The organism is Enterobacter cloacae complex sp. P16RS2 (assembly GCF_014982155.1).
GTDB lineage: Bacteria > Pseudomonadota > Gammaproteobacteria > Enterobacterales > Enterobacteriaceae > Enterobacter > Enterobacter cloacae_M.
Window position 1 is genome coordinate 268,077 of record NZ_JADCKW010000009.1, and the last position, 14,861, is coordinate 282,937.

Genomic DNA, 14,861 nt, shown 5'->3' on the forward strand with positions numbered 1-14,861 from the left:
TTCTCAGAAGTCATCAATACTTATCCCTTAAGCATGTGAGCAATCCCTCTTTTGTTATCAAGGAGAAAGTAATGACCACGGTACGCCATGAGAAAGATTCGATGGGCGCCATCGACGTCCCGGCCGATAAGCTATGGGGCGCGCAAACCCAGCGTTCGCTGGAGCACTTCCGTATTTCGACCGAAAAAATGCCCGTCTCGCTGATTCAGGCGCTGGCGCTCACCAAACGCGCCGCCGCGAAAGTGAACCAGGATTTAGGCCTGCTGACGGCAGACAAAGCGACCGCCATCATCAACGCCGCCGACGAAGTGCTGGCGGGTAAGCATCCCGACGAATTCCCCCTCGCCATCTGGCAGACCGGTTCCGGCACCCAGAGCAACATGAACATGAACGAAGTGCTGGCGAACCGGGCCAGCGAACTGCTGGGCGGCGTGCGCGGCATGGAGCGTAAGGTCCATCCGAACGATGACGTCAACAAAAGCCAGAGTTCTAACGACGTCTTTCCGACGGCGATGCACGTGGCGGCGGTGATTGCTATCCGCGAGCAGCTAATCCCGCAGCTCAACGTCCTGAAATCCACGCTCAACGAGAAAGCGCGGGCCTTCCGCGACATCGTCAAAATTGGCCGTACGCACCTGCAGGACGCCACGCCGCTGACGCTCGGCCAGGAGATTTCCGGCTGGGTGGCGATGCTGGAACATAACCTGAAGCATATTGAGTACAGCCTGCCGCACCTGGCGGAGCTGGCGCTCGGCGGAACGGCGGTCGGGACCGGGTTAAACACCCATCCTGAATACGCGGTGCGCGTGGCGGAGGAGCTGGCAAACATCACCGGGCAGCCGTTCGTCACGGCGCCCAACAAGTTCGAAGCGCTGGCGACCTGCGATGCGCTGGTCCACACCCACGGCGCGCTGAAAGGGCTGGCGGCCTCGCTGATGAAAATCGCCAACGACGTGCGCTGGCTGGCCTCGGGTCCGCGCTGCGGCATCGGTGAAATCAGTATTCCGGAAAACGAGCCGGGCAGCTCCATCATGCCGGGTAAAGTGAACCCGACCCAGTGCGAAGCCATGACCATGCTCTGCTGTCAGGTGTTGGGCAACGACGTGGCCGTCAACCTGGGCGGTGCGTCCGGCAACTTCGAACTGAACGTCTATCGTCCGATGGTGATCCACAACGTTCTGCAATCGATTCGTCTGCTGGCGGACGGGATGGAGAGCTTTAACGAGCACTGTGCGGTAGGGATTGAGCCGAATCGCGAGCGTATCAGCCAGCTGCTCAATGAATCCCTGATGCTGGTGACGGCGCTGAATACCCATATCGGCTACGACAAAGCCGCCGAGATCGCGAAAAAAGCGCATAAAGAGGGGCTGACGCTGAAAGCCTCCGCCCTGGCGCTGGGCTATCTCACGGAGGAGGATTTCGATGCCTGGGTGCGCCCTGAGGCGATGGTCGGCAGCCTGAAATAGTCATCCCGCCACGTACAGGTGCAGCCGCGGAATAATCAGCTGCAGCGGCTGCGCCTGAGGTCGGTAACGGTGCTGGACATTTTCAGCATCGTAATTCAGCAACTCACCAATATCCGGCACGATGGCCCCCCGATCGGCATCATAGAGCGCAATCAGCGGCGTAGGGCAGGCATGCTGAACCTGTTTTTGCTGGCCGGAATACCAGACGCGGGCGATAGGCTGTACTTTCACCGGGCGCTTTATCTTGAGGCGCGTATCTGCGGGGAGCGAGGCGATGCTGTGGTACTCCTGCTCCAGGCGCTCAATCCACTGCTCGCGCGACCACGGCGCGACGGTGCGCGGCGTCTTCAGGCTTTTTTCCAGCTGCGCCAGAATCTCATCCCGGGTGAAGTTTTTAATGATGTGCTTATTCGCCCAGCCGAAGCGCAGCGTGGCGGGATGACGCAGTACCGTCAGCGTGCGATAGGCATTCAGGGTAATCAGCCCCGGCAGCTGGCGGTGTACCCATTCAAACCGGGCGGCAGGGGCGAGGCCGGACTCTTCGGTAACGATCTTTTCAAAGGCCGCTTTCAGGGTGTTGATATGGGTAATCTGGCTTTCCAGCGCGTCGCGCGTTGTCGCATCGGTTTGCAGGCAGATCACGCCAGGCAGACGCACGGCGGCCTTACTGCTGCGGTTTTCTGACTGCTGCTGGATAAACAGTCGACGATAGTGCTTCAGCGCCAGCTCAAGGGCGGCGCTGCCGATGTGCTGTTCAACCGCGATGGTGTCCAGCGGGTCGTGCTCGGCCCCTTTAGCCACCTCGGGCAGGGTAAAAACGCGCGCGGCCAGCAGACGGCAGCTCTGCAAACGTTCGGTCAGGGTCAGGAGTTCGTGTTCTATTTCCCGAAACGTGCAGTTCAGCCGTTCGAGGAGATCGTAGGTCGCCATAAGCACTCTCGTTAGTTACAACATACTTATCATATAGCACAGCACGCCGGGTCAGGCCAGCGTGCGGTTGAGGTCAGGCAGGGACGGGAAGGGCGATGTTATGGTATACCGGCCAGCTAAAGCAGAAGCGCGCGCCGCCGAGCTCGCTCTCTTCGCAATGCACCGTGCCGCCCATCGCCTGCGCGATAGAGTAAACAATCGCCAGCCCCAGGCCGCATCCGCCAGTGGCGCGATCGCGGCTGGGGTCGAGGCGGACAAACGGTTCAAACACGGTTTCTCGCGCTTCCGGGGCAATCCCCGGACCGTCATCCTCCACCGTCAGGCTGGCCTGATTGCCCTGCAAATCCAGTCCGATCTGTAGCGTACTTTCGCTGTAGCGCATGGCGTTGTTCATCAGATTGTCCAGCACGCGCTCCATCAGGCGCATATCGAGCGCGCCGTAATCACCCGGCGTGACGCGCGTTAACAGCGTGCGCTGCGGGTTCAGGCTCTGAACGTCATCGATGTGGGTTTGCAGCCAGGCAGGCAGGTCCGGCGTGCTGAGGTTCAGCTCGTTTTGCGGACGATCGAGGCGCGCGTAGGTCAGCAGCTCCTCAATCAACGCCTCAAGCTGGCCGATGTCGCGGTTAAGCGCCTGAGACTCCGCGTCAGTCAGATTCTCGCTCATCTCCAGACGATAGCGCAGGCGAACCAGCGGCGTGCGCAGCTCGTGCGCAATGCCGTCGATCAGCTGCTTCTTACTGGCGATCAGGGCATTGATGTTATCGGCCATCTGGTTAAAGGCCACGCCCAGGCGTTCAAAGCTGGAACCGCTGTCGAAGTGAATGCGTTCGGTAAAATGCCCTTCGCCAAAACGCTGCGCGGCGGATTCCAGCTTCAGCATGTCCTGCCAGTGCGGGCGCATCCAGATAAAGACCGGAAACGCGAGCGAAATGGCGATAAAGGCCATCAGCGCCATGTCCAGCAGACGCATCTGGTGCAGATAATAGAGATAGGGTACCGGCCCGACGGCCAGCACGTAATGGCTGCGCGGAATACGCTGGATAAAGGTGTATTTCTCATCCAGCGCGACGATGTCCCCGTCGCGCAGACGCTGCATGGCGGGCGGATCCAGCTCAAAATCTTTTAACGGCTCGATGCGTAAATCGAATGACAGGTTCAGATCCAGCTCTTTAAGGGTTTTCGCCCAGTCGTGCGGCGGGATCTCTCTCAGCTCGCTGCGCATCAGATAGAGCGAGCTTTTCATCAGATCGTCCAGCGACTGCCTGCCCGCACGTTCGGCGGTGAATTTATAGACCAGCCCGACCAGCATGGTCATGACCAGGAAACAGACAAACAGCAAAAGATAAAACTGCACAAACAGCTTTTTCATTGGGTCTCACCGAAAAAACGCTATGTGCAGAATATACATGAAAACCCTTCGCATTTTTCACGTCTGTCGCGCGTGTTACATGGCTTTCGCGCTGTTTTTTACCTTGGCGATGAATTTTTCCGTCACGGCCAGGCCTTCTGCAATGTGCGTATCAATCACATCGGTACCGAATTCGTTAATTAAATCCAGGAGTATTTCGAAAGACTGGATAAGTTCCAGCAGGTCAAAAAGCGCTTTTTGATCGGAGCGCGAGGGAGAGGCGCGCCTTAGGGCTGCCTGATTAACAATCCACTCGAGATTGGTTTTGATGGCTTCGACCTGATTGTAGCTATACATATGCCATAGGCTTAAATCCTCATTTCAAGATTATATGGGAGAGATATCGTAACGCTTCGCGGTGAAAGCGAGTCTACATGCAGTCGGGGCGAACTGGAGAAAGGAGGGCTGAAGATTTAATTATGGAATAGTTCGCGTGCTTAGCAAGTCAATTGTTGCGCAAACGTAAAAATAAACGCGCGAAAGAGAGGACATCGCTGTGTAATGCCCTCATTGCGCGCACGTTATGCTAGCCAGATAACGGAGTCAGGTTTCCCAGGCGTGCGGGGCAAACAGATAACCCTTGTTACGTACGGTTTTAATGCGATAGGGCTCGGTAGCGTTATCCTGCAGCTTTTTGCGCAGACGCGAAATCGCCACGTCTACGCTGCGGTCCATTCCGTCATAGCTCACACCACGCAGGTTTTTCAGCAGCGCGTCGCGGTCCATAATTTGCCCGGCGTGCGTCGCCAGCTCCCACAGCAGGTCAAAATCTGCGGTGGAGAGGGCAATAAGCTCGCCGGAAAGCAGCACCTGGCGGTTAATAGGGTCGATAGACAGCGTACCGAAGCGCATCGCTTTGTGCGGCGTCAGAGACGGCGCAGGTGCTTCGCGTTCGATGCTGGCGTGCTGGCGCAAATGCAGGCGCAGGCGGGCAAGCAGGACGGCAGGCGGTGTGGTTTTCAGAATGTAGTCATTGGCGCCCATCTCCAGCGACAAAATGTGGTTCATATCGCTGTCCAGTGAGGTGAGCAGGACGATAGGGCCCTCCCACCGGGCGCGCAGGTCACGGCAGAGCGTCATGCCGTCTTTGCCAGGCAGCATGATATCCAGCAGCACCAGATCCGGGTTTTCACGGACGACCACCTCTTCGGCACGATCGCCGCGAGGTTCAACAATGACGTCCATATCATGTTTACCCAGATAGGCGGCGATCAGTTGCCCGACCTCGGGTTCGTCTTCAACATAAACAATCTTATTCATACAGCGTCTGTTTTCGTGAAAAAAGCCAACATACACCGCGGAACCTTAACCTTCCATTAATCTTTCAAAATTAACGCCGGTTCCGTTATTCTGGCTCTTATTGTTACTTGATTGTTATAGGGAAAAGTATGGGGCTGGCGATCAAAGCCGCGCTGGGCGCGCTGGTGGTGTTACTGATTGGTATTCTGGCAAAGACGAAAAACTACTACATTGCCGGGCTAATCCCGCTGTTCCCGACCTTTGCGCTGATTGCCCACTATATCGTGGCTTCTGAGCGGGGCACGGAAGCGTTACGCACAACTATCGTGTTTGGCATGTGGTCTATCATTCCGTATTTTCTCTACCTGCTTTCGCTGTGGTATTTCACCGGTTTTCTGCGTCTTCCCCTGGCGCTGAGCGGGGCGGTGGTCTGCTGGGGACTCAGCGCCTGGGTGTTAATTTTCTTCTGGAGCCGCTTTCACTAGCGCAGCGGTCGGCCGCCGTCCACGGCAAAGGTTCTGCCGGTGACGTAGCAGCTGGTGAGCAGATAATCCACAAGATCGATGACCTCTTTCTCGCCCGGGGCGATTTTCATGAGCGACTTATTCAGCGCCTGCTGACGATACTCTGCATCATCGTTTTCGTTAAACAAAATCATCGCCGGGGCGATGGCGTTTACCTTCACCTCGGGCGCGAGCTTGCGGGCAAACGAGCGTGTCATATTATCCAGCGCGGCTTTGCTGGCCGCGTAGGCGATGTGCTTGTCGCTGCCGCGCTCCACCACATAATCGGTAAAGTGAATAATGTCGCCCGCAGCGTGCCCATGACCGCGGAGCAGATCCTGCAGAGCGTGGTTAAGCAGATAAGGGGCATTGACGTGGATCTGCAGCATGGCTGAGAGCGTTTCGCTGAGTGACGTACCGGGTTTTTCGGCTCGCCATGCGCTGGCGTTATGGATCACGGCGCGCAGTCCCGTCGTGGCGGCTTTTACCTTTTCCGCGAAAGCCAGAATGCCTTCATCGGTCGAAAAATCAGCCTGAATGCAGACCGCCCCGGCTTTGCGTAACCCTTCAATCGACGGGTATTCCGTACGGTAGCTGACAATGACCGGATGGCGAAGGTTGAGAAAGTGATGGGCGAGGGCGAGGCCGATACGGCGGCCTCCACCGGTAATCAGTATTGGGCGAAGCGGTGCATTTCCCATCGTATTCTCCTTTACAGTTCAACAATGGGAAAGGCGATGCTAACCCATTAACATCCAGGTTGCTGGCAGGGCAGCAACCAGTAACAGTCCAATTAATGCCATCTCACGGCGTTTCAGCGCGTTCTCCAGCTGATGCGTGCGGCGGGCGTAGATAAACACCAGCAGACCCGGTGCGTACAGCACCACCGACAGCAGCAGATGCATAGGCCCGGAAGCATACAACAACCACAGGCCGTAAATACAGGCTCCGACACCCACGACATAATGCGCCGGGCGTGTGGCAATTTTTAACAGATACGCACCCACTAAGAAATAGGGTACCAGAATCATCTCCGAGGCGATGGTCAGCAGGGTGTTATAGTCAGAACCTGTGAGCCAGATCAGCACCAGACAGACCTGAACGCTGATGTTGGTCAGCCAGAGCGATGCCGATGGCGCGCTGTTTTGGTTTTGACGGGCGAACAGGCGTGGAAACGCCTTGTGAGTCGCGGCCAGGAACGGCACTTCAGCCGCCATGATGGTCCAGCTCAGGTAAGCGCCGCAGACGGAGACGATCAGCCCTGCGGCAATCACCACGTCGCCCCAGGGACCGAGCATTTTCACCATCAGGCCAGCCATTGACGGGTTACGCATTTCAGCCAGCTCAGGACGCGCCACCACGCCCAGCGACAGCAGCGTCACCAGCAGATAGACCCCCAGCGCGGCCAGTACGGCCAGCAGCGTGGCGCGGCCCACATCGCGTTTATTCCTGGCCCGGGCAGAAACCACGACCGCACCTTCAACGCCGATGAACACCCACAGGGTAATCAGCATCGTGTTTTTCACCTGCTCCCAGACGGGAACGCCCAGCGCAACGCCGCTGAAATCAAGCCTGAAAACGTCCATACGGAACGCAATAAAGGCCAGAACGATAAACAGGCCGAGCGGAACCAGTTTCGCCAGCGTCGCCACAAGGTTGATGCTGGCGGCCGTTTGTACGCCACGCAACACCAGCCAGTGGACGAACCACAGCAACACCGAGGCGCCCACAATAGACTGCCAGGTATTCCCGTCGCCAAAGAGGCGCAGCTCAGGCGTATCGGTAAAGAAACTGAGCGCCGAGAAGACGATTACAAGATAAGAGACGTTGGCGATAACGGCACACAGCCAGTATCCCCATGCGGAACAGAAGCCAATCAGCTCGCCGAAACCTTCACGCGCATAGGTGAAAATGCCGCCGTCAAGATCCGGGCGAATGCGGGTGAGCAGCAGCATCGCGAAGGCCAGCAGCAGTATGCCGACACCCGTAATGCCCCAGCCAATGATGAGCGCAGAAGGGCTGGCGACGGCCGCCATATTCTGCGGCAAACTGAATACGCCCGCACCCAGCATTGAGCTTAATACGAGTGCAGTCAGAGCACTCAGGCCAAGTTTCTTTTCCATTGGCTTCCTGTTATGAAAGGTCAAAATCCAGAATAATTATTTCGCTCAGGCGCATAAAAATGGTGGATCACACTAAGGCGCGGGATTTTACGGAGTGTAACGAATGCATGCAATGACGTGAGGCAGAAATTCAAAAAAAGTAACAAAAAAGGCGGCATTGCGCCGCCTTTCGTAAACGATGTTGTTACTTGTACAGATCGGCGCTGATGGTCACGTTGTTACCACGTTCCTGCCACTGGCGGGTGATGTGGTAGTACTTCGCCCCTTTCTTCGCCGCACGCTTCGCGACCTGGTAAGAGACTTCCGTCATGTTGCCGTAGTTGCCGGTAAACTTGATGCTGTCGAACGGCACCATCTGCGCTGCAGTGGCGTTGTTCAACTCTTCAATTTTGGTACCGTCCGGCAGCGTAACGGAATAACGGCCACCTTTCGTGGACTGCGTTTCGAAGAAACGGCCCACTTCAGCGCTTGGAGCAGCCGTCGTTGCTACGCCTGGAATTTCAACTTTCTTCGCTTCTTCGCCGCCTTTAGCGAGCGCCGCGCGACCTGCTTCTGAATTCGCCGGGATGGCATCCGGGCTCTGCAGAACACGTTTTTTCGCATCTTTTTTATAGATGAACGCGGTAATACGCTGGTTGCCGCCCTGGTTAGCATCGACCTGACGCACGATGAAGAAAGAGTAGGCCCCTTTCTCTTTCGCGGCTTTGGTAATGGCATCGTTCACTTCAGGCTGGCTGCGATAGAAGCCCTGAACGGTGACGGTGTCGTAAGGTTCCAGCTCAATCGCCTGATCTTTCGGCAGTTCAACAACACCGTTGATCACGCGGTTTTTTGGTGCGTCAGCTTTCGGCGCATTGTCTTTGAACAGCGCAATGGTCACGCGCTGGTTACCGCTGTTGCCGTAATCGGACTGGTCAACCACATAAAACGAGGCCGCTCCGTTTTTATCTGCGGCTTTTGATGCAGCGGCGACGGCGTCGCCAATAGAATTATAACGACCCACAATGACCGTATGGTCAAAAGGTTTTAACGCTGCCGCTTGCTCCGGCGTTAACTCTGTTGCGGCATTCGCAGACAGGGCGGTCGCGGAAAGAAGTGCGGACGCCAGGAGTGTGTTCTTAAGCTTCATAAAAATGATCCTTCGCCTTGCGCAAACCATGTACTGGTATTGTTGTTAATTTGAGACGGTCCCGATTATTGCATTTAAAACCCGTCGCTGTCTGCGCCATTTTTCACTGCCTGTGCTTACTGAATCACCGAATCCGATAACATTTAGTGATATGTTGAAAAAACACGCGTTTGACAAGTAAAACTGATAAAGCATATGACTTTTACAAGTTAATTTAATGTTAATAAGTTGTTCTCTTATGGCGCTATATCATGTTTTTACCGCTTCGCTTGCGCGTTTTATCGGTTCTGGCAGTGAATTTAAGGTAAATATCACTGTCAGTGACGCCGATCGCTTATTTTTCACAGATAAAGTAAGAAATAGTGTTTTCTGGCGGTAGATCGCGGGCGCTATTTTCAGTAGGTTATAGACAGTTTGTTACTGTTTTATTTTCCGGGGTTAATCATGTCTCGTCGCTCGCGCGATGGCGAAAATTGATACAAACCGCGGGCATTTATCGATAAACCATCATCAAAAACCGATGGAAGGGAAAACTATGCGTATTGGGGTACCAAAAGAACGGTTAGCCAATGAAACCCGCGTAGCGGCAACACCGAAAACGGTGGAGCAACTGCTTAAACTGGGTTTTACGGTCGCGGTTGAAAGCGGCGCGGGCAAACTGGCGAGTTTCGATGACGAGGCCTTTATCCAGGCCGGCGCGGAAGTGGTCGACGGTGCTGACGTCTGGCAGTCGCCGGTGATTCTGAAGGTCAACGCACCGGAAGAGAGTGAGATTGCGCTGCTCAATCCGGGAACGACCCTGGTGAGCTTCATCTGGCCTGCGCAAAACCCGGAGCTGATGGAGAAGCTGGCGGCCCGCGGCGTGACCGTGATGGCAATGGACTCCGTGCCGCGCATTTCGCGCGCGCAGTCGCTGGATGCCTTGAGCTCCATGGCAAACATTGCCGGCTACCGCGCCATTGTTGAAGCGGCCCACGAGTTTGGTCGCTTCTTTACCGGTCAAATCACCGCCGCGGGTAAAGTTCCTCCGGCGAAGGTGATGGTGATTGGCGCGGGCGTGGCGGGCCTTGCCGCAATCGGTGCGGCAAACAGCCTGGGCGCTATCGTACGCGCCTTTGACACCCGTCCTGAAGTAAAGGAACAGGTCCAGAGTATGGGCGCCGAATTCCTTGAGCTGGACTTCAAAGAAGAAGCAGGCAGCGGCGATGGTTACGCGAAGGTGATGTCCGAAGCCTTTATCAAAGCCGAAATGGAACTCTTCGCCGCCCAGGCGAAAGATGTCGACATTATTGTTACCACCGCGCTTATCCCGGGTAAACCGGCGCCGAAGCTGATTACCCGTGAGATGGTTGACTCCATGAAGCCGGGCAGCGTGATTGTCGACCTGGCCGCCCAAAACGGCGGTAACTGTGAATATACCGTTCCAAATCAGGTAACCACGACCGCTAACGGCGTGAAGGTGATCGGCTATACCGATCTGCCGGGCCGTTTGCCAACGCAGTCTTCTCAGCTCTACGGCACTAACCTGGTCAACCTGCTGAAGCTGCTTTGCAAAGAGAAAGACGGCAACGTCACCGTTGATTTCGACGATGTTGTTGTGCGCGGCGTCACGGTGGTCCGTGAAGGTGAAATTACCTGGCCTGCGCCGCCTATTCAGGTTTCTGCTCAGCCTCAGGCGGCAACGAAAGCGGCACCTGAGCCAAAAGAACCCGCCAAACCGGCTTCTCCGTGGCGCAAATACGCGATCATGGCGCTGGTGATTATTCTGTTCGGCTGGCTGGCTGACGTCGCACCAAAAGAGTTCCTTGGCCACTTTACCGTCTTCGCGCTCTCCTGCGTCGTGGGCTACTACGTGGTGTGGAACGTCTCCCATGCGCTGCATACGCCGCTGATGTCGGTAACCAACGCCATCTCGGGGATCATCGTGGTGGGGGCGTTACTGCAGATTGGTCACGGCGGCTGGATCAGCTTCCTGAGCTTTATCGCGGTGCTGATCGCCAGTATCAATATTTTCGGTGGTTTCACCGTGACTCAGCGCATGCTGAAAATGTTTCGTAAAGGCTAAGGGGTAGCATATGTCTGGAGGATTAGTGACAGCCGCATACATTGTTGCTGCAATCCTGTTTATTTTCAGTCTGGCGGGGCTTTCCAAACACGAAACGTCTCAGCAGGGTAATAACTTTGGTATCGCCGGGATGGCGATTGCGCTGATTGCCACCATCTTCGGGCCGGATACCGGCAACGTGGCGTGGATCCTGGTGGCGATGATCATCGGCGGCGCGATTGGTATTCGCCTGGCAAAACGCGTTGAAATGACCGAGATGCCGGAGCTGGTTGCCATTCTGCACAGCTTCGTGGGTCTGGCGGCGGTGCTGGTGGGCTTCAACAGCTACCTGTATCACGAACCGGGCCTGGAACCGATTCTGGTGAATATCCACCTGACGGAAGTGTTCCTCGGTATCTTCATCGGTGCGGTGACCTTCACCGGTTCCATTGTCGCGTTCGGCAAGCTGCGCGGGAAGATCTCCTCTAAACCGCTGATGCTGCCAAACCGTCATAAGCTGAACCTCGCGGCGCTGGTGGTGTCGTTTGTTCTGCTGGTGGTCTTCGTGCGTACCGAAAGCGTGGGCCTGCAGGTACTGGCGTTGCTGGTGATGACCATCATCGCGCTGGCGTTTGGCTGGCACCTGGTGGCGTCCATCGGCGGTGCGGATATGCCGGTGGTTGTCTCGATGCTGAACTCCTACTCCGGTTGGGCGGCAGCGGCGGCAGGCTTTATGCTGAGCAACGACCTGCTGATCGTCACCGGTGCGCTGGTGGGTTCTTCCGGTGCGATCCTGTCTTACATCATGTGTAAGGCAATGAACCGCTCGTTCATCAGCGTTATCGCCGGTGGTTTCGGGACCGATGGGTCTTCTTCCAGTGCGGATGAAGAAGTGGGTGAGCACCGTGAAATTTCTGCGGAAGATACCGCAGACATGCTGAAAAATTCGCACTCCGTGATCATCACTCCGGGCTACGGCATGGCGGTGGCGCAGGCGCAGTATCCGGTTGCGGAAATCACCGAGAAGCTGCGCGCGCGGGGCATCAAGGTTCGCTTTGGTATTCACCCGGTGGCAGGGCGTCTGCCTGGCCACATGAACGTGCTGCTGGCGGAAGCGAAAGTGCCTTACGACATCGTGCTGGAAATGGATGAGATCAACGATGATTTCTCTGATACCGACACCGTGCTGGTTATTGGTGCTAACGATACCGTTAACCCGGCGGCGCAGGACGACCCGGGTAGCCCAATCGCCGGTATGCCTGTTCTGGAAGTGTGGAAAGCGCAGAACGTGATCGTCTTCAAACGCTCCATGAATACCGGCTATGCCGGGGTTCAGAACCCGCTGTTCTTCAAAGAGAACACCCACATGCTGTTTGGCGATGCGAAAGCCAGCGTGGATGCAATTCTGAAAGCGCTGTAAGGTGCATTAAAATGAAAAAGCTGCCAGGTTTTGAAGTGAAATTCCCTTTATTGGATCCCTTCACTATCTGGCGGCTCACATTCTAACCTCAAAGCTGGAGGGTACATACCAATTAATATTGGATGCCTTATATCAATAAGTCGCCTACTGCAGAAGTAGTGACGCTCCACTTTATGGACTGCTATTGCCATTCCTTATATAAAACAATTTGTTTTCCGCGCTTCATCCTGGTTCCGGTACAATACTGTTAAAGCGCTAAGTTACCTCCCAGAATGATAGAGTTTTTGTCAATATCATCATCGGATTTGCTAAAATCCACCATAATCCAGGATTTGCAACCAACCGATGCGCTTCTTTTAAAGGCGTGCCGGCTACCTGCATGTTTCTTACGTTATGATACAGGTGTCCTTAATAGCTAAGCAATTGTGGCAGGGACTGCTATTGTGACTATGCTAAGATAACCAGTGTTGTTATAACTTCTTATTTTTCGCAGTTACTTGATTACAAATCAGTTCATCACTCATGAACAGGTTTGATCGTCTTATCTTTGAAATCGGCAAGGATTTTTCGAAATATGAGAGCATTTGCAAGCAGAAGCTTAGCATAAAGAAAGGGATCATTTCAGCGTATTTCATTAGTCATGATGTTCATCATTAATTTTATGGCTGATTATTTTCGCATTTAAGAATAAATTATTTATCCTGTGTGGCTGACGGGCGTTATTAAAATCTCACCTGGTTTATTGATACACTTTAATTCCCCTATCGTCATGTAGTTACAGCGTTCTTTCCGGGGCGCTGACAATATGTGGACAACTACGCTTCTGAAGATAATGTAGCGGTCGCCGATGTAGCGCATGATGGATGTTTGTTGAGATACGCGTAAGCAATGCCGATATTAACTGACGGTAATATACACAAGAACGAGTGTAAGAGCTTTGTATGAAATATTTATCTTATTGATTTTAATGAGGGCTTTTCTTATGGCAGCCCCTGCTGAGGAGAGAGTTATCAGTCTTGAGTCACTCAGCCCCAAACGGCTAAAACCGAAAATAAAGGAAGACTTAACAGCATAAAAACCAGTCCATCTTTGGACTTTTAAAATATTGATGACATATTTTACCTCGGATAGAATTCCTCAACCCAAGAAAGGGGTGTTTAATGTTATAAGGTGAATAATTCCATCGTTTCTTATGGTGGGGTTATTTTCATGTATATGAAAAGGATGAACTATATAATGAAAGCAAAGTTAACGGCTATGGCAATTATGTCTGCTTTTAGTCTGGCGGCAATTTCCGCTCACGCTGATGATGGGAAAATTAATTTTATCGGAAAAATTACTGATGACGCTTGTACCGTCACCAATAAAGTATCTAACCCACTGTCAGTGACTCTGGGAACCGTATCCACTAAAGCCTTTGATGAGAGTGATACTGCTGCTCCGACTGATTTTAAAATCGAACTGACCAGTTGTCCTGAAAGCGTCAAAACAGCTGCAGTAAAATTTGACGGCACTGCTGCTAATAATGACAGTACTGCGCTGCAGTTGACTCAGGAAACTGGTGTCGCTACTGGCGTTGGCATTCAGATCACCGATGCGAAGAATAAAGTAGTACCGCTGCATACGGCTTCTTCTTCTTATGACCTGCAAAGTGGTACTAACAACCTTCTCTTCACCGCGCGTTATCTGAAGGTTGGTTCGGCAGTGACCTCCGGACCAGCGAACGGTACTACCAACTTCACTATTGTCTACAACTAAGTTCTTCCTGCCTTTCACGAATTTCGTGATGGGTTGGGGTAATACAGGCCGGTTCTACCGGCCTGATTTTTCCCGGAGTTAACCCGCAAATGAAAACTTGGATCAAAACCCTTTCCCTTCCACTGCTCCTTTCTTGCAGTCTTGCCCAGGCAGTCGAGGCGGGTGGCGTTACTATCGGCGGCACGCGACTCATTTATGAGGGCGGTAAGAAGGAGGCTTCACTGAACGTCACTAACTCGGATGTCAGCCCCTATCTCATACAGTCCTGGGCCGAAACCCAAAATGGTGGCGCTGACAAAGCCCCTTTTATCGTGACGCCGCCACTATTCCGGCTTGAGGCTAACCAGCAAAACACGCTTCGCATCGTTCGCACAGGTGGCAATTTGCCCGAAGACCGCGAGTCGCTTTTTTGGCTGAACGTTAAGTCTATTCCCGCCGGAGTAAAAAAAGAGAGCGGCAACACGCTGCAAATAGCTGTAAAAAGCCGCATTAAGCTGATTTATCGTCCGCAATCTTTGCTTAAAGGGTCGCCGGAAAATGAGAACGGCAAGCTCAGCTGGACGCTAAATGGCAATCGTCTGACAGTGAACAATGCGTCTGCCTACTACATGAATTTCCAGCAAGTAAAAGTTGGCGGGCATGAAATAAAAGAAGCCACTTATGTTGCTCCTATGAGCAGCGCTAGCTTCCCCGTTCCTGCAGGGGCAGCAGGTAATATTACCTGGAAGCTGATTACCGATTACGGTGGTACGGGCCCGGAACATGGCCAGGGTCATTAAGGAAGTGCATTTTACAGGAAGTCGGGCAGCGCTAGCTTCCCGTAGTAACGGAGCCATAA

The 14,861-nt window shown here is 54.0% G+C and carries 13 protein-coding genes; 6 read left to right on the forward strand and 7 right to left on the reverse strand.

Features of this window, described 5'->3' with window-relative positions; all coding sequences use genetic code 11:
• Positions 1 to 71: 71 nt before the first annotated feature.
• Positions 72 to 1,466 (forward strand): class II fumarate hydratase, encoded by a 1,395-nt coding sequence (fumC, locus tag INF68_RS06335; protein ID WP_109844353.1) that lies wholly within the window; start codon positions 72 to 74, stop codon positions 1,464 to 1,466.
• Here fumC and tus read toward each other — a convergent pair whose 3' ends face one another.
• From tus to rstA, 4 genes are all read right to left on the reverse strand, one after another.
• The gene (gene tus / locus INF68_RS06340; RefSeq protein ID WP_126786134.1) at positions 1,467 to 2,396 is read right to left on the reverse strand and encodes a DNA replication terminus site-binding protein; all 930 of its coding nucleotides are present in this window, start codon (positions 2,394 to 2,396) and stop codon (positions 1,467 to 1,469) included.
• A gap of 73 nt (positions 2,397 to 2,469) precedes the next feature.
• Positions 2,470 to 3,768 carry a two-component system sensor histidine kinase RstB gene (gene rstB, locus INF68_RS06345; protein ID WP_126786133.1) on the reverse strand — a complete coding sequence of 433 codons (1,299 nt, stop codon included), beginning with the start codon at positions 3,766 to 3,768 and terminating at the stop codon, positions 2,470 to 2,472.
• A gap of 75 nt (positions 3,769 to 3,843) precedes the next feature.
• Positions 3,844 to 4,104, reverse strand: a complete 261-nt coding sequence (locus INF68_RS06350) for a hypothetical protein (RefSeq protein WP_109844351.1) — start codon at positions 4,102 to 4,104, stop codon at positions 3,844 to 3,846.
• A 246-nt stretch (positions 4,105 to 4,350) separates the two neighbouring features.
• Positions 4,351 to 5,067, reverse strand: a complete 717-nt coding sequence (gene rstA / locus INF68_RS06355) for a two-component system response regulator RstA (RefSeq protein WP_021241154.1) — start codon at positions 5,065 to 5,067, stop codon at positions 4,351 to 4,353.
• Positions 5,068 to 5,195: 128 nt separating this feature from the next.
• Between rstA and INF68_RS06360 the strand changes: the two genes are divergently transcribed.
• On the forward strand, positions 5,196 to 5,531 hold the full coding sequence (locus INF68_RS06360; protein WP_023311470.1) for a GlpM family protein: 336 nt from the start codon (positions 5,196 to 5,198) through the stop codon (positions 5,529 to 5,531).
• Here INF68_RS06360 and folM read toward each other — a convergent pair.
• The 3 genes from folM to ydgH form a co-directional block, all read right to left on the reverse strand.
• Positions 5,528 to 6,250 carry a dihydromonapterin reductase gene (gene folM, locus INF68_RS06365; RefSeq protein WP_023311471.1) on the reverse strand — a complete coding sequence of 241 codons (723 nt, stop codon included), beginning with the start codon at positions 6,248 to 6,250 and terminating at the stop codon, positions 5,528 to 5,530. The two genes, INF68_RS06360 and folM, sit on opposite strands and share 4 nt — an antisense overlap.
• Before the next feature lie 39 nt (positions 6,251 to 6,289).
• Positions 6,290 to 7,672 (reverse strand): amino acid permease, encoded by a 1,383-nt coding sequence (locus tag INF68_RS06370; RefSeq protein ID WP_045356966.1) that lies wholly within the window; start codon positions 7,670 to 7,672, stop codon positions 6,290 to 6,292.
• 184 nt (positions 7,673 to 7,856) lie between these two features.
• The gene (gene ydgH / locus INF68_RS06375) at positions 7,857 to 8,801 is read right to left on the reverse strand and encodes a DUF1471 family protein YdgH (protein ID WP_045356963.1); all 945 of its coding nucleotides are present in this window, start codon (positions 8,799 to 8,801) and stop codon (positions 7,857 to 7,859) included.
• A 535-nt stretch (positions 8,802 to 9,336) separates the two neighbouring features.
• Between ydgH and pntA the strand changes: the two genes are divergently transcribed.
• The 4 genes from pntA to INF68_RS06395 all read left to right on the forward strand — a co-directional run bounded on the left by pntA (position 9,337) and on the right by INF68_RS06395 (position 14,802).
• On the forward strand, positions 9,337 to 10,866 hold the full coding sequence (pntA, locus tag INF68_RS06380; protein ID WP_023311474.1) for a Re/Si-specific NAD(P)(+) transhydrogenase subunit alpha: 1,530 nt from the start codon (positions 9,337 to 9,339) through the stop codon (positions 10,864 to 10,866).
• A 10-nt stretch (positions 10,867 to 10,876) separates the two neighbouring features.
• Positions 10,877 to 12,265 carry a Re/Si-specific NAD(P)(+) transhydrogenase subunit beta gene (gene pntB / locus INF68_RS06385; RefSeq protein WP_047652172.1) on the forward strand — a complete coding sequence of 463 codons (1,389 nt, stop codon included), beginning with the start codon at positions 10,877 to 10,879 and terminating at the stop codon, positions 12,263 to 12,265.
• Between the two features lie 1,236 nt (positions 12,266 to 13,501).
• On the forward strand, positions 13,502 to 14,023 hold the full coding sequence (locus INF68_RS06390; protein WP_126786132.1) for a fimbrial protein: 522 nt from the start codon (positions 13,502 to 13,504) through the stop codon (positions 14,021 to 14,023).
• 89 nt (positions 14,024 to 14,112) lie between these two features.
• Complete coding sequence (locus INF68_RS06395) at positions 14,113 to 14,802, forward strand: molecular chaperone (protein WP_126786131.1); 690 nt, start codon at positions 14,113 to 14,115, stop codon at positions 14,800 to 14,802.
• The last annotated feature ends 59 nt before the right edge of the window (positions 14,803 to 14,861 follow it).

Excerpts from the sequence above, each read along its gene's own strand:
- fumC (WP_109844353.1), top strand. The coding sequence starts at position 72 with ATGACCACGGTACGCCATGAGAAAGATTCGATGGGCGCCATCGACGTC.
- INF68_RS06360 (WP_023311470.1), top strand. The coding sequence starts at position 5,196 with ATGGGGCTGGCGATCAAAGCCGCGCTGGGCGCGCTGGTGGTGTTACTG.
- rstB (WP_126786133.1), bottom strand. The coding sequence starts at position 3,768 with ATGAAAAAGCTGTTTGTGCAGTTTTATCTTTTGCTGTTTGTCTGTTTC.
- ydgH (WP_045356963.1), bottom strand. The coding sequence starts at position 8,801 with ATGAAGCTTAAGAACACACTCCTGGCGTCCGCACTTCTTTCCGCGACC.
- INF68_RS06390 (WP_126786132.1), top strand. The coding sequence starts at position 13,502 with ATGAAAGCAAAGTTAACGGCTATGGCAATTATGTCTGCTTTTAGTCTG.
- folM (WP_023311471.1), bottom strand. The coding sequence starts at position 6,250 with ATGGGAAATGCACCGCTTCGCCCAATACTGATTACCGGTGGAGGCCGC.
- tus (WP_126786134.1), bottom strand. The coding sequence starts at position 2,396 with ATGGCGACCTACGATCTCCTCGAACGGCTGAACTGCACGTTTCGGGAA.
- INF68_RS06370 (WP_045356966.1), bottom strand. The coding sequence starts at position 7,672 with ATGGAAAAGAAACTTGGCCTGAGTGCTCTGACTGCACTCGTATTAAGC.
- INF68_RS06350 (WP_109844351.1), bottom strand. The coding sequence starts at position 4,104 with ATGTATAGCTACAATCAGGTCGAAGCCATCAAAACCAATCTCGAGTGG.
- INF68_RS06395 (WP_126786131.1), top strand. The coding sequence starts at position 14,113 with ATGAAAACTTGGATCAAAACCCTTTCCCTTCCACTGCTCCTTTCTTGC.
- pntA (WP_023311474.1), top strand. The coding sequence starts at position 9,337 with ATGCGTATTGGGGTACCAAAAGAACGGTTAGCCAATGAAACCCGCGTA.
- rstA (WP_021241154.1), bottom strand. The coding sequence starts at position 5,067 with ATGAATAAGATTGTTTATGTTGAAGACGAACCCGAGGTCGGGCAACTG.
- pntB (WP_047652172.1), top strand. The coding sequence starts at position 10,877 with ATGTCTGGAGGATTAGTGACAGCCGCATACATTGTTGCTGCAATCCTG.